The 17,283-nt window shown below is 62.3% G+C and carries 20 protein-coding genes; 1 reads left to right on the top strand and 19 read right to left on the bottom strand.

The genetic code is table 11. The features are described 5' to 3' along the window. Nucleotides 1-103 precede the first annotated feature (103 nt). Complete coding sequence (locus N181_RS11830) at nt 104-1,009, top strand: LysR substrate-binding domain-containing protein (RefSeq protein ID WP_037395880.1); 906 nt, start codon at nt 104-106, stop codon at nt 1,007-1,009. Between the two features lie 73 nt (nt 1,010-1,082). On the opposite strand, the gene N181_RS11825 is transcribed toward N181_RS11830, so the two are convergent. The 19 genes from N181_RS11825 to N181_RS11735 all read right to left on the bottom strand — a co-directional run bounded on the left by N181_RS11825 (nt 1,083) and on the right by N181_RS11735 (nt 17,148). Then, entirely contained in the window at nt 1,083-2,285 is a 1,203-nt protein-coding gene (locus N181_RS11825; RefSeq protein WP_037395882.1) for a pyridoxal phosphate-dependent aminotransferase, read from the bottom strand. A gap of 43 nt (nt 2,286-2,328) precedes the next feature. Continuing rightward, complete coding sequence (locus N181_RS11820) at nt 2,329-3,096, bottom strand: 5-oxoprolinase subunit PxpA (RefSeq protein ID WP_037395884.1); 768 nt, start codon at nt 3,094-3,096, stop codon at nt 2,329-2,331. Between the two features lie 39 nt (nt 3,097-3,135). Continuing rightward, nucleotides 3,136-4,134 carry a 5-oxoprolinase subunit C family protein gene (locus tag N181_RS11815; RefSeq protein ID WP_037395886.1) on the bottom strand — a complete coding sequence of 333 codons (999 nt, stop codon included), beginning with the start codon at nt 4,132-4,134 and terminating at the stop codon, nt 3,136-3,138. Then, on the bottom strand, nt 4,131-4,841 hold the full coding sequence (pxpB, locus tag N181_RS11810; protein ID WP_037395888.1) for a 5-oxoprolinase subunit PxpB: 711 nt from the start codon (nt 4,839-4,841) through the stop codon (nt 4,131-4,133). The genes N181_RS11815 and pxpB overlap by 4 nt, the downstream gene beginning before the upstream one ends. Further along, on the bottom strand, nt 4,838-5,296 hold the full coding sequence (locus N181_RS11805; RefSeq protein ID WP_037395890.1) for a hypothetical protein: 459 nt from the start codon (nt 5,294-5,296) through the stop codon (nt 4,838-4,840). Before N181_RS11805 ends, pxpB begins: the two co-directional genes overlap by 4 nt. Beyond that, nucleotides 5,293-6,675, bottom strand: a complete 1,383-nt coding sequence (accC, locus tag N181_RS11800) for an acetyl-CoA carboxylase biotin carboxylase subunit (RefSeq protein WP_037395892.1) — start codon at nt 6,673-6,675, stop codon at nt 5,293-5,295. Before accC ends, N181_RS11805 begins: the two co-directional genes overlap by 4 nt. Continuing rightward, entirely contained in the window at nt 6,675-7,115 is a 441-nt protein-coding gene (locus tag N181_RS11795) for an acetyl-CoA carboxylase biotin carboxyl carrier protein (protein ID WP_037395894.1), read from the bottom strand. The genes accC and N181_RS11795 overlap by 1 nt, the downstream gene beginning before the upstream one ends. A 341-nt stretch (nt 7,116-7,456) precedes the next feature. After that, nucleotides 7,457-7,690 carry a hypothetical protein gene (locus N181_RS11790; RefSeq protein WP_037395896.1) on the bottom strand — a complete coding sequence of 78 codons (234 nt, stop codon included), beginning with the start codon at nt 7,688-7,690 and terminating at the stop codon, nt 7,457-7,459. A 105-nt stretch (nt 7,691-7,795) separates the two neighbouring features. Continuing rightward, nucleotides 7,796-8,257 carry a hypothetical protein gene (locus N181_RS11785; RefSeq protein WP_037395898.1) on the bottom strand — a complete coding sequence of 154 codons (462 nt, stop codon included), beginning with the start codon at nt 8,255-8,257 and terminating at the stop codon, nt 7,796-7,798. A 42-nt stretch (nt 8,258-8,299) separates the two neighbouring features. Then, nucleotides 8,300-8,869: a hypothetical protein gene (locus N181_RS11780; RefSeq protein WP_037395928.1), complete on the bottom strand. Its 570-nt coding sequence runs from the start codon at nt 8,867-8,869 to the stop codon at nt 8,300-8,302. 174 nt (nt 8,870-9,043) lie between these two features. Further along, nucleotides 9,044-9,919 (bottom strand): hypothetical protein, encoded by an 876-nt coding sequence (locus tag N181_RS11775; RefSeq protein WP_037395900.1) that lies wholly within the window; start codon nt 9,917-9,919, stop codon nt 9,044-9,046. 129 nt (nt 9,920-10,048) lie between these two features. Further along, nucleotides 10,049-10,756 (bottom strand): helix-turn-helix domain-containing protein, encoded by a 708-nt coding sequence (locus N181_RS11770; RefSeq protein ID WP_050994650.1) that lies wholly within the window; start codon nt 10,754-10,756, stop codon nt 10,049-10,051. A gap of 379 nt (nt 10,757-11,135) precedes the next feature. After that, complete coding sequence (locus N181_RS11765; protein WP_037395932.1) at nt 11,136-11,876, bottom strand: NYN domain-containing protein; 741 nt, start codon at nt 11,874-11,876, stop codon at nt 11,136-11,138. 505 nt (nt 11,877-12,381) lie between these two features. Continuing rightward, nucleotides 12,382-12,657 (bottom strand): LysR substrate-binding domain-containing protein, encoded by a 276-nt coding sequence (locus N181_RS11760; RefSeq protein WP_037469714.1) that lies wholly within the window; start codon nt 12,655-12,657, stop codon nt 12,382-12,384. A 52-nt stretch (nt 12,658-12,709) separates the two neighbouring features. Further along, nucleotides 12,710-13,591 carry an MBL fold metallo-hydrolase gene (locus tag N181_RS11755; RefSeq protein WP_080577538.1) on the bottom strand — a complete coding sequence of 294 codons (882 nt, stop codon included), beginning with the start codon at nt 13,589-13,591 and terminating at the stop codon, nt 12,710-12,712. A gap of 152 nt (nt 13,592-13,743) precedes the next feature. Next, entirely contained in the window at nt 13,744-14,514 is a 771-nt protein-coding gene (locus N181_RS11750) for a DUF899 family protein (RefSeq protein ID WP_037395906.1), read from the bottom strand. A 73-nt stretch (nt 14,515-14,587) separates the two neighbouring features. Next, a complete protein-coding gene (locus N181_RS11745; RefSeq protein ID WP_037395908.1) occupies nt 14,588-15,223 on the bottom strand; it encodes an NADPH-dependent FMN reductase in 636 nt (211 codons plus the stop codon). Between the two features lie 106 nt (nt 15,224-15,329). Next, the gene (locus tag N181_RS11740; protein ID WP_037395910.1) at nt 15,330-16,241 is read right to left on the bottom strand and encodes a LysR substrate-binding domain-containing protein; all 912 of its coding nucleotides are present in this window, start codon (nt 16,239-16,241) and stop codon (nt 15,330-15,332) included. Between the two features lie 34 nt (nt 16,242-16,275). Next, the gene (locus N181_RS11735) at nt 16,276-17,148 is read right to left on the bottom strand and encodes an alpha/beta hydrolase (RefSeq protein ID WP_050994651.1); all 873 of its coding nucleotides are present in this window, start codon (nt 17,146-17,148) and stop codon (nt 16,276-16,278) included. Nucleotides 17,149-17,283 lie beyond the last annotated feature (135 nt).

The following is a 17,283-nucleotide window of genomic DNA, read 5'->3' as shown; positions in this document are numbered from 1 at the left end:
ACGCTTTTTCACTCTCAAACTCGGCTTGGGAGAGGAGACGTTACAAGCTAACAGCCAGGCTGTAACATTCGGACTGGCTGCAACAGTGAGCGATATTTCACCAATGGATATCAGGCGTTTCAAATCCTTCGTCGTCATTGTCGACACCGGGAGCATTACAAGGGCCGCGGACATTCTCCACATCGCGCAGCCGGCGCTCAGTCAGCAGCTCGCCGCGCTGGAGGAGCACTTCGGAACGAAGCTGCTGACAAGAAGCCAGCAGGGCGTGGTCATGACGGACGCAGGCGCCCAGGTCTATCGGCACGCGCAGATCATCCTGCGGCAGATGGAGCAGGCGCATGCCGATGTCGTGGCGGCCGGAAAGCAGCTTGCCGGCCGCGTCTCCGTGGGGCTGACGCCGTTCAGCAGCGCCGCCACCCTGTCCTTGGAGCTTCTCGCGGAAACAAGGCGACGCTACCCGGGCATCGTCCTCCACCTCACCGAGAGCGTCGGGCAGACCTACAGCCAGATGCTGATGAACAACCGGCTGGAAATCGCCCTGATCCACGGCGCCGGCCCGATGAAGGGCGTGCGCTTCGATCCGCTTCTCCGCGAGGACTTCTACCTCGTTGCGCACGAGAGTTTCGGGGTTGAAGCCGGCGACACGCCGGTGCCGATTTCGGCGCTGGAACCGCTGCCTTTCCTGATGCCGCCAGCCTACAACTTCGTGCGGCGCGCGGTCGAAACCGCCTTCGCGCGAAGCCGGGCGAATTTGGCCGTCATTGGCGAGGTCGAGGTCATCCGCACGCTGACCCGTGCGGTGAGCAGCGGTCTTGGTGCGACGATCATGCCCAAGGCTGTCGCCGATCGAATTGTCTCGGAGGGGGCCGGTCCGATGATTTGTCGGAGCATCTCGCCGAAGATCGAAGAGACACTCTCCCTGTGCGTGTCGGAATTCGCACCGCTTTCGGAGCCGGCCCTGGCTGTTCAGGAGCTGCTGCGCGAGCTGACGGAGCGGCTGAAGCATTGACGCAGGGTGGCCCGGGACTGCACCCCCTCTGCCCTTCCGCAGAGGGGGGTGTCGACACCCGCTTTTCCCGGCCCTATCTCAAATCACTGCAGAACTCAGCGATCCGGGCGCAGCCGTCGGCGAGTTTCTCCATGCTGGTCGCGTAGGAGATGCGGAAGAACGGGCTCATACCGTAGGCCGCGCCCTGCACGGTCGCCACATGCTGCTCATCAAGGAGCGCCATCACAAAGTCCGTGTCGGTTTCGATCTTGCGGCCCGACTTGCTCGTCTTGCCGATGAGCCCGGCTATGCTCGGAAACAGATAGAAAGCCCCCTCCGGCTTGTGGCAGGTCAGTCCGTCGATGCCGGCGAGGTTTTCGAGTACGAAGTCGCGCCGCTTGCGGTAGATCGCCGCGCGCTCCTTCAGCAAATCCTGCGGCCCGTCGAGCACGGCAACGGCCGCGGCCTGGGTGATCGTCGACGTGCCGCCGCTGTTCTGGCCGTTGACGTTGCTGATGCCGGAAAGGAGTGCCTTCGGCCCGCCGCAGAAGCCAAGCCGCCAACCCGTCATGGCATAGGCCTTGGAGGCGCCATTAACCGTCAGGACCCGGTCGTAGAGCCGCGGCTCCACCTCGGCGATCGTGCAGAACTCGAAGTCGTCATAGACGAGGTGCTCGTACATGTCGTCGGTCATGATCCACACATCGGGATGGCGCAGCATGACTTCGGCAATCGCCGCCATCTCCTGGCGCGAGCAGGCTGCGCCGGTCGGGTTGTTCGGGAAGTTGAGGAACAGCCACTTGGTCCGCGGTGTGATGGCGGCTTCCAGATCCTCGGCGCTGAGCTTGAAGCCGTTCTCGTGGCTGCAGGCGACGGGAACCGGCACGCCGCCGGCGAAGCGGACGATGTCGGCGTAGCTGATCCAGGCCGGAGACGGGATGACAACCTCGTCGCCCGGATTGCAGGTCGCAAGCACCGCATTGAAGATCACCTGCTTGCCGCCGCCGGAGACGAGGATCTGGCCGGGCTCGTACTCGAGATTGTTGTCCCGCTTGAATTTGCGGGCGATTGCCGCCTTGAGGGCCGGCGTGCCGTCGAGCGGCGGATATTTGGTATCGCCCGCGAGCGCGGCGGCATGGGCTGCCTCGATTGCGTGCGAGGGGGTGGGGAAATCCGGCTCGCCCGAGGACAGAGAAACCACATCGACGCCCCGCGACGCGAGATCTCTGGCACGCTGCGTCATTGCGGCGGAGGCGGATACGGAGACGTTCTTGAGGCGATCAGCGAGCGTGGGCATGGTTTCCTGTCTTTCGGGTTCGTTGAAGGTGTCGGTTTCGGCGTTAAGCGAGGACGTCTCTCGCCGGTGCGATCGTTGCTCCGGCCGCCTCGATCTCGCTGCGGACGATCCGGGCGAGTTCAAGAGAGCCCGGCGTATCGCTGTGGACGAGGATCGAGCGGGCGCGGACCTCGATCGTCCGGTTGTCGATCGTCGTCACCGTTCCATTTTCGAGGAACTGGCGAACCCGGGCCCGAACCGTGGCCTCGTCCTTGAGGACGGAATTCGGCAGTTTGCGCGATACGAGCTGTCCTTTAAAATCGTAAGCCCGGTCGGCCAGGAAGAGCGTCAGGCTCCGCAAGCCGGCCCGCGTGGCGGCCCGCTCTATTTCGCTGTCGGGCATTGCAAAGACGATGAGCTCCGGATCCACCGATCGGATGGCCTGCATGATCAGGTCGGCGAGCGCCGGGTCGCGGTTGATCATGTTGCCCATCGCGGCGTGGAAACCGAGGTGAGCGACCGGGACGCCCTCACCCTTGGCGATCGCCGTCAATGCACCCAATTGGTAAAGCACCTGCTGGCGCATCTCGTCCGCTTCGACGGTCATTTCCCTCCGCCCGAAACCCAGCCGGTCCGGGAAGCCTGGGTGCGCGCCGACACCGACGCCGCGGGCCTTTGCGAGCCGCACCATCCGCGCCATCGTGTCAGGGTCGCCGGCGTGAAAGCCGCAGGCGATGTTGGCCGACGACACCACATCCATGAGGGCCGCATCGTCGCAGAGCCGGTAGGGTCCGAAACCCTCTCCCATGTCCGAATTGAGATCGATTTTCATCGTTGCCTCTTCTGTCTTGGCTTGATCAGCCTCGGAAAGCTATCGGCGCACCATGCCTGCCAGTGCCTGGCCGAGCATGGGCACGGTGCTACGGATGTCCTCGAGATAGGCTTGCACCGCCCGCTCGGCCGCACGCGCCTCGGCGACAGTCGATTGGACGAAGCGGATGCGGCCGCCGATCCGCGCCTGGCCCAGCCGCCAAAGGTCAACGTCGATGACACCGGCGATCTTGGGGTAGCCGCCTGCGGTGTTGGCGTCGCTCATCTGGACGATCGGCTCGCCAGACGGCGGCATCTGGACGACGCCGGGAACAACGCCGTGCGAGCGCAGCTCCACGGGCGAGGCAAGCCGGATCGGCTCCCCCGAGAGCCGATAGCCGGTACGATCGCTTTGCGAGGAAATTTTCCAGGTCTGTGTCCAGAACCGTTCGGCCTCAGCGCCGAAGAGAGCGTATTCCCCAGCGGGAATGGCGCGAACGAGCAGCGTGCCGTCATCCGAGGTCGGGAAGTGTTCGGCCAGCGCCGCCTCGGGCGGCTTGGCGCCGAAACCGTGGGGCGGCAGCGCGAATGTGCCTGCGCCGCCAATGTCCAACCGGTCGTTCGCCGCGAGAAAGCGGCCTTCCAGCCCGCCGAAGCCGCCGCGCAGCGAGGTGCTGCGCGACCCCATCACCGGCGAGACATCGATGCCGCCGGCAAAGCTCAGATAGGCGCGGGCCGAGCGTCGCGGCGTGTCGAGTTCGAGAACCTGGTCGGCCGAAACCGCTATCGCCCACCAGGGCGGAAGCCGTCGCCCGTCGAGACGCGCGTCGCAATCGGCGCCGGTGATCGCGACGGTCGTGTCCCTGTCGAACCGAAGGCGAAATGGAAAGGTCTGCACTTCAAGAGCGGCCTCCCCCTTGTCATTGCCGACGAGCAGGTTGCCGACCGACAACGCCAGCCGGTCCATGGCGCCGCTCGACGTCACGCCGGCGTTGCGAAAGCCGAAACGGCCGAGATCCTGCACGGTGTTCAGGGGGCCGGTTTGAAGAACCTCGATCATAGTTCGATCCTCTCGGGAACGAAGCGGACCTTGTCGCCGGGTGCCAGCAGCGCCGGCGGGTCTTTCATGGGGTCGAACATCGGCAGTTCGGCGAAGCCAATCGAGTTCCAGCCATTCGGGCCGGTCAGAACCGACACGCCCGTCTGCATGCCGCCGATCGTCACCGTGCCCTTGAGCATTCTGAGCGACGGCACAGTCTTGCGCGGCATGTGGATGCGCGGATCAAGCCCGTGCAGATATCCGAAGCCCGGCGCGCTGCCGAGCGCGACGACCGTGTAATTGCCTTGCCAATGCAGGCGCACGACCTCCCGATCGGTCAGTCCCGTGTAATCGCAGACGGCGGCAAGGTCCGTCGCATGCTCGCCGCCATAGGTGACGGGAATGTCCACCGTCTTTCCGGTAAGGTCGATGCTGCGAGCGCAATCCCATTCGTGCCGCAAACGCGCCTCGAATTGCTCCGGCTCCTCGGGCGTCCGCTTGAGGATGACGAGCAGGTTCGTGACCCCCGGGACGAGCTCCCGAATTTCGGGCCACGGCTCGACCGCATGCGCCAGGGCCCAGATTCGCCTCTGTGCGGCAAGGTCGAACGCCCCCGGGGCCTCTATGAGGTAGGCACTCGTGCCGATGACGGAGATCTTCGGCTGTTCGGCGGAGGCCGTCGAAACGGATGCCGGCGTCGACAGGGCTTTTTCTTGCGCGAAGGTCATTGTGCGGGCTCGATCAGAAAAACGGTGTCGCCATATCCGACCAGGCTGCCGGGTTCGGCGACGCAATCGTTGAGGGTCCCAGCATCTTCGGCGTGGATTGGCATGATGAGCGGTCCGAGCCCTACGAATCCGATGATCTCTTCCGCCAGGACGGCGCTGCCGATGGTCGCTTCCGCCGCTTCGCGGGCCGGATGCACGGGCAGGAAGTGCCCGGCGATCGGTGCCTTGGCAGGCCTTGCACCGTCTTGCGAAACCGAAGCATCCGGGTCCCGGCCGGCGCCATCCGACGAGGCGCCTATGCCGGCCTCGATCCGCATGAGCCGGCCGCCTTCCGTCTCGATCTCGATCGAGTCGACGCCGGCATCCTCGAGCCAGCCTACAATCTTCTCCAGGGTCGCCGGATCAAATATCTGCTCGGTGATCGAGCCGCTCTTTCGCTTCCGACCCTTCGTCATTGCTTTCGCTCGTCCAGCCATTTCTCGAGGTGATGGATATCGGTTTCGCCGGTGCAGAAGGCAGGGTCCTCGAAGAGCGCTTTATGAAGCGCCAGGTTGGTCGAGATCCCTTCGATCCTGGTATCCGCCAAGGCGAGCCGCATGCGGCGAAGGGCCTGGACCCGGGTCGGCGCGTGGACAATCAATTTGGCGATCAGGGAGTCGTAGTGGGGCGATACCTTGTAGCCGGCCTTCACATGGGTATCGACGCGGACGCCGGGGCCGCTCGGAAATTCGGCGGCAGTGATCCTGCCGGGCGATGCGGCGAAGGTGAACGGGTCTTCCGCATTAATCCGGCATTCGAAGGAATGGCCATGCGCCCGCACATCGGCTTGCGCAATGGTGATGGGCAGCCCCTGCGCAACGCGAAGCTGCTCACAGACGATATCGATGCCGGAGGTCATCTCCGTTACCGGGTGCTCGACCTGAAGGCGCGTGTTCATTTCGATGAAATAGAATTCGCCATTCTCAAAGAGAAACTCGAAGGTGCCGACGCCCCGGTAGCCGATCTGCCGGCATGCATCCGCACAGCGCTCGCCGACTTCGGCAGCGATCTCGTCGGGAACGCCGGGGGCGGGTGCCTCCTCGACCACCTTCTGGTGGCGGCGCTGCATCGAACAGTCGCGGTGGCCGAGCCAGACGGCATTGCCGTGGCCGTCGCAAAGCACCTGGATTTCGACGTGGCGAGGGTGCTGGAGGAACTTCTCCATGTAGAGTTCCGGCGTGCCGAACGCTCTCCTCGCCTCTTCGCGCGTCACCGATACAGCATCCTGCAGGGCAGAAGCATGGTGGACGACGCGCATGCCCCTGCCGCCGCCGCCGCCTGCAGCCTTGATGATCACGGGGTAGCCGATGTCGCTGGCGATCGCCGTAACGGAGGCGATATCGTCGGGAAGCGCCTCATCCGGCCCCGGCACGCAGGGTACGCCGGCTTCGATCATTGCGCGCTTAGCGGCGATCTTGTCGCCCATCGTGCGGATTGCCGAGGCTGGCGGTCCGACGAAGATGAGACCGGCGGCCTCGACGGCTTGCGCGAAACCGGCGTTTTCGGAGAGAAATCCGTATCCGGGGTGAATTGCACCGGCGCCGCTTGACCGTGCGGCAAGGAGGACCGCGGCCTGGTTGAGGTAACTTTGTCCAGGAGCGGCGGGTCCGATGCAGATGAACTCATCGGCTGTTGTCCGGTAGGGGGCATCCCGGTCGGCATCGGAGCAGATCATCACCGTCCGCAGGCCCAGTTCCCGGCAGGCCCGCTGGACACGCAGGGCGATTTCGCCGCGGTTGGCGATCAGCACCGTGTCGAAGCGGTGCCCGATCTCTCCCTTCTCAACGGCCGACATCACCCGATCTCCATCAGCGGCTGTCCGGCTTCGACTTCCTGGCCATCGCTCGCGAAGATTTGCGTGATCGGGCCGGCCCTGTGGGCGGACACGGTGTTGAAGACCTTCATCGCCTCGACGATGCAGAGGCTCTGCCCCACTTCGACGACGTCGCCTTCTTCGACGAAGGGACGCGCGCCGGGATTGGGCGCGCGATGAAGGACGCCGAAGACGGGCGCCTTCACCGTTCGGCCATCGGCCGGCTGGGTTTGAGGCCTGTCGCCCTGATCGACGGCGGGCGTTTCTGCTTGACGGCCGCGTTGCGGTTTCGGATCTGCTGCGGTGCGTTTGGACCGATCATTCGATATCCGAACGATGGTACCGTTCTCGCCCACCACCAGTTCGGACACACCCGAACGGCCGACGAATTCGATAAGCGTTCTGATCGTTTCCAGATCCATCAGGTCCCACCCACTCATCGCTCCCGGGTCGTCCGCAGGACGACAGAATCGACCGATGACCGAGCGGTTCAACGATCACATGAAGCGATTTGGAGTGTTACACGAGGGCTCCATTGATGGGGGCAGACAAAGTTTCTATGGCCGGCCGGATGGAGCTCCAGATGCAGCGGCGCCCTGAACTGGCACAGCGCCAATCTGTACGGCACCCTCCGGATGAAAGGAATTGCGTGAGATGCCGCGGCCGGGCGGGGAGCAGGGGGCTGTCTCAGCCGTCGTTCACGGCAGCACCGCCTGCAGTTTTCGCGCTGCAGGCGGTGTCCCACCAAGTGTTTGGTGGTGTGCTACTTGAATTCGGACGTTTCTCCCGAGAATGTGCAAGTCGCAGTCCAATTCATCGCAAAGATCTCGTGCTTGGGCGTTGCAGTAATATGGTACTGGTCGCCCTTCCTCGGGCGACTATTGGAAGGAAATTTGCCGCAGGCGAATTCGTTCTCGCCACCGCTCCCGGTTCCGTTTTGAAGCAGATAGTTTCCTCCGTTGGCATGATTGACGAAGACTTGTTCCCAATCAGACATGGTTCATACCTCCATCTGGCGTCGACTATGACGTGAATTGCAATGAAGCGGTTCTGCCGAAGCAAGCTCGGCAGCGTCCGGTCTTCGGGCCCCGGTCGGACAAAGCTATTTCTTGTCGCGTGCTTCGACCCAGGACTTGTCCGTCGGCAGCGGCAAGGGGCCCTTGGGCTTGCCGGTTTGGCCCCAGGCACTCATCTTGGGGAAGCTTGGCCTAATCAGCTTCTTGTAGGACTCGACGAAGCTCAGGCCGCCGGCGCCCGGAGCAGCCGAAAGGCAGGCATAGACATAGACGCCGCCGGAGTACCCCTCGGGAAAGATCGTCAGGTTCTTGTTCAGGTCGCGTGCGGTCAGATAGAAATCATCACCCTTGCTGCCGATGACGGGCTGGCCTTCGTCCCCGAAGGCTGCGCCGTGGGCGACGATGAACAGATCCTCCGTCGGGTGAAGATCGGGGATTTCTCGGTCAAAGACTTTGTACCAATTGCCGAAGACATGGTGATTGCCTTTGGCGGCGTCGCGGGCGATGTCCTCGACCATGAGATCGTCGGTGCAGGCTGCAATGATCATCGGTATCCTCCATTAACTTCGATGTTGAAGCGGACATGCGGATCAGGAAGGGATGCGCAGGTAATAGGGTGGGTCGCTCGGCGGGCCGTAGCGGCCGAAAAGCTCGGCGAGCCTGGACGCCGTCTGCTTGTCAGACAGGTTCAGCGATGCCGAAAGCAGCGTGGCGGTGATGCTGAAATTCGAACCTCGACCGTCCGCCACATTCAGGCAGGTCAGGTACAAGTGGATCACCGCGCTATCGCGTTGATCCAGGATGAGGCAGTTGAATGCCGTCGGTTCCCCGTATTTGCTCAGATAGGAACTGATCGGCTTCGTCAGATTCGCTGGCGGCTTGCCTCCGCCGACCGCATTGGCGCAGATCGACGCAAGGGCGCCGGGCAAATCCCCAAGCGGCATCGTGCGGTTCAGCGTTTGCGACGTCGTCGCGCTTTCCACCTGGTTCGGGACCATCTGCACGGCATTCTGCCAGGTGCGATGGTCCAGGTTGCGTGATGGGTCTTCCGACAGTTTCTGGATCAGGGCAGAGCAAATCCTCTCCGCTTCGAGCGGATCGTTGCTCTCGGGTCCGACCACCGAAAAAAGACCCGCGGCTGTTTTCGCGAATGGGTTCATGTTCGGCTTCCTTCCGGGAGCGGCAGCGAAGAGCGCCGGCGCCTTGCAGCGCGACAGAGCATCGGCACGCGGCAAGGCCTGCCGGATTGCTCTATCGCCTTCGGAGCGGCCGCGTTTCGTCCAAGCCGCACTCTTGTTAGGTGAGCTGCGTTGATCGCGGTCGAGGCCCGGAGATCAGACCTGCGGTTTGATGTCCTGCTGCGGAGTGGAGCCGCCGTTGAAGAAGTTCTTGGCCTTCTTGAACTGCTCGGTGGAGTTCTTGTTTATGAGCTCCTGGAAATTCTTGTAGTCAGGGCCGCCTTTGCGGATGCGGCGGGTCTGAATGAGGTTGGTGACCTCGGTATAATCCATGTCGACGTTGACGAATTGCGTCGATGAGCAAGAGGATTTCAGCTCAAGGAAGTACTCCTTGAACTCGATCTGCCTGAGAACGATTGCGCCATAGTCGAAATATCCGCCCGCGCCGTTATCGAGAAGGTAGCTTTGATAGGTGCATGTGAGCGCCTTGTATTGCTGCGCCTTGCTGCTGACGCTGAAGGTCAGGTTGCCCATCTCCGTCAGGAAGGACTGGAAATCCGTCAGCAGGGATGCCCCGTCGGTGATGATCGCCTTGGCAATCAATGTGAGGAACGTGCCTGAAACGGACGTGCCGGCAAATTTGTTCGAGTAGCTCTTCTGTTTCTGCGCGCCGATCGACAGGTCGGGAATGTTCCCGACGACTTTCGACCAGGTGTTTATGTCGAGTTTTTTCGAGTCGATATCGGGATAATGCGTATGCATATAGTCGTGGATCAGCCCGCCCATCGCCAGCAGATTGTCCTGGTTCTCATTCATGATGCTGCTGTATTTTGGATCGTCGGTTTTCTGGCCAATGAGGTGGAACTGGACCGTGCCCTGGTCATTGGCGATCTGGTCGTCGCTGGGGGCATCGGCATCGGTCTTGGCCAGCATCAGGGGCTTGGCGTAGAAGAAGGTGCGCGCTGCGCCGTAGCTCTGGTCCGAATAGCTCTGTTCATGTTCCTGGACATTCACTGCGGATACGCTCGACATGTTTGTCCTCCTGCTGTGAGATCTGAACGTTGCTTCGAGAGTCGCAAGGTCATAAACCAATGAGTGTGTTGGACCGATCCTCCGCTCTCATTGGCTGTATATCAGGTTGTGCCTGTCTCCACCTTTGCGTCAGACAGGCTTTTCTCTGCGCAATGCCATTTTGCGATAGCGCAGCGGCGACAGCCCATGGATGGCCTTGAACGCCGTCGAGAAATTGTTGCTGTTTCCGTAGCCCAGTGAATCCGCGACCTCGGCGACGCTTTCGTGTCCGCTGCGCAAGCGTCTTGCCGCCTCGGCCATCCGGTAGTGGCGCAGCCAGGTCATCGGCCCGCAACCAAAGGATGCCTCGAAGCGGTTGACGAGTGTCGTCCGGTTGGTGCCGACCATCCGTGCCAGTTCGCTGAGCGCGGTCTGCCGACCGACGCGTTGCGCCAGCAGATCGCATGACTTCTGAACGAGCGGGTCGCCCGAGAAGAACACCCCGGCGGAACCGCGCTCGATCTGAGCGATGCAGGCGGCAATCCGGCTGACAACTTCCTGCTCGATCAGCGGCCACAGCAGGTAGTCCGAATAACCGCTGGCGAAAATCGCCTTGCGGTACAGGCTGTTTTCAGAGACGAGAGCCAGTTGCATCAGTTCGGGGGAAAGATTGCCGCGCCGGTAATCGTCCGGCTTCGGTTCGCGGCAATCGACGATAAGGATTTGCGCCGAGCGTCCCGGCCGCAGGAAGCGGTGATCGACGATGTCGACGCGCCGCAGCGGATTTGCAATTTCCGACAGAGAACTCGCGGCTACCGGGTCCGAGCCAAGATATGCAGCCAGAATGGGAGCATGCACCTCGAAGACACCCTGAGATTCTGGCCCGCCAATGGCGCAAGGATATGTGCATTGTTGCAATCATCGCGTCTGAAATGGAAGAATATAGCAACCTTTGGGTGAAGAAACAGGTACGGATATCTGCCCGACTGTCTCGGGCGGCGCGGGGCCGCGGCGGCAAATCAGGTGGACAGGTCGGCGACCGGAAATGTGAAAAAATCTATTAAATCCCGGCAGCCCGATGGGCGATCAGGCAGAAGCCGATTGTCACGGTCTCAAGGACCGCATGTGGGGTCGGAGCTATGTCAGAAAGCTCCCAGCCGGGCCAGCCAGTCCAGGCCGATCCGATAGCGCTTGATGACCGCGGCGGGGTTGAAAGCTGTGGGCGGTTTTCCGCCCCTCAGCGCTTTTTCTTCGGAGATGGCTGTTTGACCCGGATGCGCAGGGGCTTGCCTTCCGCGTGATCTATGTCGAAGGAGTTCGTCTTCCTCACCAGATCGCTGAGCTTCCTGAAGCCATATGTCCGCGGATCGAAGTCAGATGCCAGATTTGCAAGCTGCGTTCCAACTGCGCCGAGCGGCACCCACCCATCCTCACTCTCCATCTGAGCGATCACTTTCCTGATGATGGGGGTCGCCGCGCTTGGCTGCTGAAGTGAGGGCGTCGCTTGTGTGGCGTCGGCCCCGTTTGAAGCGACCGGAGGGAGTAGGTTCTCGGTGTAGATAAATCTACGGCACGCCTGCCGAAAACTTTCAGGCGTTTTCTGCTCGCCAAAACCAAAAACGTCGATGCCTTGCTCACGGATCCGCGAGGCAAGGCGAGTAAAATCGCTATCTGAGGATACGAGGCAAAAGCCGTCGAAGCGGCCACTGTGCAAGAGATCCATAGCGTCGATAACAAGGGTGATATCGGAAGCGTTCTTGCCAGTGGTGTAGGCGAATTGTTGCTGGGGGATGATCGCGTGCCTTGCGAGGACGTCGGTCCAAGCTTTTGAGCGACCGCTGGCGAAGTCGCCATAAATGCGCCGAACGCTTGCCTCGCCAATCTTGGCTATCTCGTCGAATAAACCGTCAACGATTTTTGCGGACGTATTGTCAGCGTCGATGAGCACGGCAAGTCGCGGCGAGCGGGTTTCAGGCATGCAGCAGAACTCCAGTCTCTCAGCTCCAACCTCCAGCATCGACTAGCCGATCATTTCTGGCAACCGGTCCTTCGTCGAGACCGCTGGTTGAAATGGCTGATGCCGTTGAAAAACTCGGCGTGCTTTCACAGCTCAAGGCCGAACGTAGTTTAAGTTATGACCTGCAAAAGAAGCGACGGTGAACTAAGGAAGCCGCCTGCTACGAGGCCAACGAATCCAAGCGCCAGCGCTCCGACAAGTCCGTGGTTGTCCCAACCGATGTAGGCTCCCACGGCGGTTGCTGTTGTGATCACCGAAACTGACCATACGATCTGGATCAGCGAGAGCATGCGACGAATAGCTGTTCGTTTTCTTCTGCCATAGCAAATATCAACCTTCTGAAGCGCCTTGGTTGTCAAAGGATGGCCGCATTATCCGGGTCACGACTGCTGTAGGACCCATTGGGGACAAATTACCCTACACAATCAAGGACGAGACGAACGCCCTTCGACGCTAGTTACCCCGCTCATGGCTCGATCGAACAGCTCTCAGGTCCTGGCTGGGCCCTTTCGATTGCCGCCTGTTCATGGATCCACTCCCGCAGCAACAGGGCGGCGGGCGAAAGTTTGCGGGTGCGGTTCCAGGTCAGGTAATAGGTGCCGGGGGCGGCGAAGATTAGGTCGGTCAGCCTCATCAACTCGCCCCGCGCCAGCATCGGGGTGATCATGCGATGCCAGCCGATCGCCACCCCCTGATCGGCAGCGGCGGCCTGCATGGCAAGACTGATATAGCCGAGGTCCATCCCCTTGGTCCAAGCCATTATCGAAGAGACTGATTGCGACCGGTGGACAAGCTCATATTGCTGACAGGGCGGCGATATTCTTCCGATGCACCGCTTCATAGGGCTCGAAATAGGAAACGGCCCCCGTCGCCAGTTCCGGTGCGATGAAGTCCCTCAGCGGTGCGAGGGCGGCGGCCTCGCCTTGCCGCGCTTCATCCGTCAACCGCTCGAGGTAACGCCGATTGGCGGCGATGAAGCGCGTGTCATATCCGCCCGCCGCAATCCGATCCGGAGCGCCGTGGTTCGGCAAGATGCGCTCGATCGGCCAGGTCGCCAGGCGCGCCAGTTCGCGAATGTGCGTCGCCGTGTTTTGCGCTTCGGAGATATAGGTGACCGTGTCTTCAAGCGTATCGCCGGCCAATAGAATTCCGTCGTCCCGCAACCAGAGGACATTGCCGTCGGCGCTGTGAATGTCGAAATGGTGAAGTTCGACGCGGCGGTTTCCGACCCGAAGATTCAACCGCGTTTCAAAGAGCCGGTTGGGCATGACGAGCGGGCTGATGGGCGGCGTGCTCGTGGCGAGCTGCTCGCGATGGGCATCAAGCGCATCGGCGGTCAGCTTGAGCGCGATGATTTCGCAGTCGGCAAAGACGGCATTGCCGGCGATATGGTCGTCGTGCCAATGGCTGAGGGCAACCCGGATGGACTTTGCGCCAAGCCCCTCGATATGGCGCCGCACGGCCTGCGCATGGGCAAGCGAAATATGGGTATCGTAGACGAGTGCTTCGGCCGCATCGACGATGGCATAGGAGGCGATACCCAATCCATAGGCACCGTCGTCGAGCCAGTTCGGTCCCGCACTATAAAGCCTCCGCCCCTCGACGCGGCCGTCGTAATAGGCAAACACGCCCGGGTGCGGCTCAAGGATGCGAAGCGTCGCGGTCATGTCTGTCATGGGGGCTCTCAAGGCAACAACTCACGGAAGGGATCATTACCGGAGGCTACGGCCCGAAGGAAGTTGAATGTCTTGCAAACAAGTTTCGCGACGCCGCGGCCTGCAATGCCCACGATCGAGCGCGCGGTCGTCAGCCACGGCGTCGGGCGTCCTTAAACCGTATGGCGACCCGGCGCCTTGGTCGGATAGTACGCGTCTTCAATTTGCTCGTCCGCATTCGGCCGCCCGCCGGGCGTGAGGTCCAGGAGGGTCCACATCGGTTCGACCGTGCCGACATGTCGAGGATCCTGTCCCTCATCGGACGGCATAAACAACAGCTCGGAGGCCCAGCTCAGCCGAACGATGCCATCGCCACCTTTGTGGAATACCGTGAGGATCGGCACCTGTTGCCCGTCCTCGTCCTCGCCATGGTAGTCTCGCTTGAAGCTGTTATTGGCAGCCGAAAGCAGTTTCAGATTGCGCCAGCCACGATGCACGGCGAAGGCCGCGACTTGCTCGATCGGCGCCTTGGCCACGGCCGCGATGTTCACTCCGAAGCCTTCGACATGCGGGACCGCGCCCTCCCAATTGTCGAGCAGGGCGGTGCAAGAGGGACACGGTCCGTCCTCGATCGGAAGCCCTGCCATCGGCCCGCTGGTCGGGCCGCGTCGTTCGTCGCTGCGGTGGCGCGGAAACATGTAGTGATAGAGGATCAACGACTCGGTGCCGGGCCGGAAGAGCTCGGACAGCTTCACCTTGCCCGGCGCTCCCTTGGCGTCGATGTGGTCGAATTCGTAGTCCTCCCGGATCCGCCCACCTGGCGGCAGCGCACGGATTTCGGCGGCCACGGCCTCCATTTCGCGCCTCAGTGCAGCTTCGCGCTGCAGCAGCCTGTCGCGCGCTTGACGGTATTGCGGACTTTCATTGGGAAAGCGCACGCCCATGGCTGCCTCCTTGAAAGACTGGGCGGGAGTATAGCACGGCTTTGCGAATGCGCTGCGGCGGCGCAGCAGAGCTTCATGCGACCGCGACGAGGCGGTCCGGCCTCCTGGCTGCAGCAAGCCCGGCCCGCATGGCAAAGGCGCCTTTGGCGACCTGCGTGGCCATGATCCTCAACTGATCGGCGATGGCCGTTTCGCTCGGCTCGCCTTCCGGCGAGAAGCGGCAGGTCGCGCTGTTGATGCCGACGCCGAGCGGGGTCGGCCAGCCGCGCAGCGCGTGCACGATCGAGCGCAGCGCGACCAGCGTCGTGCCGGCGGCCTGCGGACCATAGGCGCAGGTAATGCAGCCGACGGCGCGTCCGTCGAGATAGGCGGCAGCGTCGTTGCGCATGTCTTCCGTGTAGTCGAGTGCATTCTTCACGAGGCCGGAGATGCTGCCGTGATAGGCGGGCGAGGCGATGATGATGCCGTCGGCGGCGCGCAGCGCCGCGATGAACGCTTGCGCTTCGGCGGTGCGGTGCGGTACCTCCGGCGCAAACATCGGCATCATCAGGGCCTCGCCGTTGAAAAGCATCGTGCGGGCGCCGGCCTGCTCCGCCTCTTTTAGAGCGTAGCGCAGTGCGAGCTCCGTCGACGATCCCTCGCGCGTCGTGCCGCCCAGGCCGACGATCAGCGGGGCATCGGAATTCTTTTCGGTAGGCTCTCCAAACATCGCAAGTCCTCCTCTGCTTGACTGAAATCAAGTCTAGGCGCGGAGGCGGAGGCTGTGCAGACTACGATGATCCGGCTGTCATAACCCGTCGTTATCACTGCCGCCTTCATTGGGGGAGATTGTTGTAGCGCATGCCGATCTGGCGGAACGCCTTGGCGAGGTTCGCGGCAAGCGGGGTCAGCGGCACCCCAGCGCGGGTGACGAGCCCGACCATCGTGTGCGAGCCGCCGTCAGCGAGCGCCAGGCCAACCATCCGGTCGCGGACCAGCGGATGGGTGAGGCAGCTTCTCGGCAGGGCGGCGACGAGATCGGTCGAGGGGAGAATGTCGAGCACCGCCGAGAAGGATTCGCAGGTTAGCAGCACCCGAGGCGGCGGCACGCCGTGCTCGACGAAATGCTGGTTCATCAGCGCCATGAAGGCCGGCTGGTCATTGGTGAAGAGCCAGTTCGCCCTGGCGAGCTCCTTGAGCGACTTGGCGCCTGCGAGCGGGTGTCCGGCCCGCACGACCGGAACGATGCGGTTCTCGAAGAGCGGCTCGATGGTCAGATCGTGGCCGAGCGACGAAGGCGGAACGCCGCCCACCGCGAAATCGAACTCGCCCTGCCGAACGCCGCCGACCAGCCGGTCGAGCAGTCCGTCGGAGATGCGGACATTGACATTGGGGTTCTTCTTCCAGAAGCGTTCCAGGGCCTCGGAGGCCATCAGCAACGAGGCGATCGCCGAGAGGCCGACGGCAACCTTGCCGCCTTTCGCGCCCACCATCTGGCTGATTTCCTCCTGGGCGCGGGAGAATTCCGTATCGATGATGCGGGCCCGATGCAGGAAGGCGCGGCCGAACTCGGTTGGCATGCTGCCATGCGCCGAGCGGGTGTAGAGCGGCGCGCTGAGGATTTCCTCAAGCTCCTGAATTGTCTTCGAAAGCGCCGGCTGCGAGACGTTGAGGCGGAGCGCGGCGGTGCGGATGCTGCCGGTGTCGGCGACCGCGAGAAAGGCCTTGATGTGGCGGAGCTGGATCATCAACGAGCCGTCCTCCCTGGGGTTGTCCGAGACGTTAGAGCTTCGCTTCGAGAAATCGCAGCAGCCGCGGTGCGAAAAAGCCGGAATAGCTGCCGGCCTCGTCAAGCGGGTCCGAGATCCAGTAATGCGGTGCGGACGGGACCGGCACGCTGCGCACGAAAATGCCGGCCCGTTTGAGGGCGAGCACGAAAGCCTCGCTCTGGCTTGCGGGATCGACCACGTCGTCGCCGGTGCCCCAGGCGACGAGGAAGGCAGTGTCCCGGCGTTTCGCCGAGATATGCGAGAGAGGCGAGGCGTCGAAATAGGGGCGCCGGTCGTTGACGAGGCGCTCCCCGAGGAACCGTTCGACGATGTGGTCGTCGAAGCGCACGGCCTGGTCGTGCTGCCATTGGGCGGCAAGGTCGAAAATGCCGTAAACCGGGATGCACGCTTTAACGCCGGCGCTCCATCGGTCGAGGCCGCCGTTCGGGGAAATCGCCTTGAACAGCGACAGGTCGCCGGCGAGCGCCACAAGCGCGGCCAGATGCGCGCCCGACGAATCCCCGAGAAGAGCGAGGCGGCTGCCGTCGAGGCCGAGGTTTTCTGCCTCGGCGCGAATGAACTGAACGGCGGCCCGAACGTCGTGAACGGCTGCCGGATAGGAGGGCAACTCAGCCTTCGCGAGGCGGTAGGTCGGGGCAAAAACGGCATAGCCGCGCGCTGCGAGGTAAGGGCCGATGTGCTGGTAGTTGTACTTCGGGGCGAGGCGCCATCCACCGCCGTGAACGGCGATGAGCGTCGGAAGTGCGCCGTTGGAGAGGGGCCGATAGAGCGTTCCCGACAACGGCGTTCCGTGCCTATCGACGAAGTCCAGGGCGGTCGTCTCGACCGCATATCCACCGTGCTGCTCGCTGGTATGTGCGTTCATTTTTCGATTTCCTCCCGTGTTATTGTATGCTTAACATAACATATGACAAAAAACCATTCCCTGAAACCGGCTGTATTGGCGATCGATCGAGGCTCCTGGATCCTCCGATCCGTCAATGCTTTCAATGGTTTCGGA

Origin of the sequence: Sinorhizobium fredii USDA 205 (genome assembly GCF_001461695.1) — a bacterium.
Classification (GTDB): Bacteria; Pseudomonadota; Alphaproteobacteria; order Rhizobiales; family Rhizobiaceae; genus Sinorhizobium; species Sinorhizobium fredii.
Note: the sequence above shows the minus strand (reverse complement) of the source record. Positions and strands in the feature narration are given on the sequence as shown.

What these genes read in the sequence shown, in the direction of transcription:
- N181_RS11825 (WP_037395882.1), bottom strand. Translation starts at nt 2,285, where the DNA reads ATGCCCACGCTCGCTGATCGCCTCAAGAACGTCTCCGTATCCGCCTCC.
- N181_RS11740 (WP_037395910.1), bottom strand. Translation starts at nt 16,241, where the DNA reads ATGATCCAGCTCCGCCACATCAAGGCCTTTCTCGCGGTCGCCGACACC.
- N181_RS11805 (WP_037395890.1), bottom strand. Translation starts at nt 5,296, where the DNA reads ATGACGAAGGGTCGGAAGCGAAAGAGCGGCTCGATCACCGAGCAGATA.
- N181_RS11780 (WP_037395928.1), bottom strand. Translation starts at nt 8,869, where the DNA reads ATGAACCCATTCGCGAAAACAGCCGCGGGTCTTTTTTCGGTGGTCGGA.
- N181_RS11775 (WP_037395900.1), bottom strand. Translation starts at nt 9,919, where the DNA reads ATGTCGAGCGTATCCGCAGTGAATGTCCAGGAACATGAACAGAGCTAT.
- N181_RS11790 (WP_037395896.1), bottom strand. Translation starts at nt 7,690, where the DNA reads ATGTCTGATTGGGAACAAGTCTTCGTCAATCATGCCAACGGAGGAAAC.
- N181_RS11795 (WP_037395894.1), bottom strand. Translation starts at nt 7,115, where the DNA reads ATGGATCTGGAAACGATCAGAACGCTTATCGAATTCGTCGGCCGTTCG.
- N181_RS11785 (WP_037395898.1), bottom strand. Translation starts at nt 8,257, where the DNA reads ATGATCATTGCAGCCTGCACCGACGATCTCATGGTCGAGGACATCGCC.
- N181_RS11815 (WP_037395886.1), bottom strand. Translation starts at nt 4,134, where the DNA reads ATGATCGAGGTTCTTCAAACCGGCCCCCTGAACACCGTGCAGGATCTC.
- N181_RS11735 (WP_050994651.1), bottom strand. Translation starts at nt 17,148, where the DNA reads ATGAACGCACATACCAGCGAGCAGCACGGTGGATATGCGGTCGAGACG.
- accC (WP_037395892.1), bottom strand. Translation starts at nt 6,675, where the DNA reads ATGTCGGCCGTTGAGAAGGGAGAGATCGGGCACCGCTTCGACACGGTG.
- N181_RS11820 (WP_037395884.1), bottom strand. Translation starts at nt 3,096, where the DNA reads ATGAAAATCGATCTCAATTCGGACATGGGAGAGGGTTTCGGACCCTAC.
- N181_RS11765 (WP_037395932.1), bottom strand. Translation starts at nt 11,876, where the DNA reads ATGCCTGAAACCCGCTCGCCGCGACTTGCCGTGCTCATCGACGCTGAC.
- N181_RS11755 (WP_080577538.1), bottom strand. Translation starts at nt 13,591, where the DNA reads ATGACAGACATGACCGCGACGCTTCGCATCCTTGAGCCGCACCCGGGC.
- N181_RS11750 (WP_037395906.1), bottom strand. Translation starts at nt 14,514, where the DNA reads ATGGGCGTGCGCTTTCCCAATGAAAGTCCGCAATACCGTCAAGCGCGC.
- N181_RS11830 (WP_037395880.1), top strand. Translation starts at nt 104, where the DNA reads ATGGATATCAGGCGTTTCAAATCCTTCGTCGTCATTGTCGACACCGGG.
- N181_RS11745 (WP_037395908.1), bottom strand. Translation starts at nt 15,223, where the DNA reads ATGTTTGGAGAGCCTACCGAAAAGAATTCCGATGCCCCGCTGATCGTC.
- N181_RS11760 (WP_037469714.1), bottom strand. Translation starts at nt 12,657, where the DNA reads ATGGACCTCGGCTATATCAGTCTTGCCATGCAGGCCGCCGCTGCCGAT.
- pxpB (WP_037395888.1), bottom strand. Translation starts at nt 4,841, where the DNA reads ATGACCTTCGCGCAAGAAAAAGCCCTGTCGACGCCGGCATCCGTTTCG.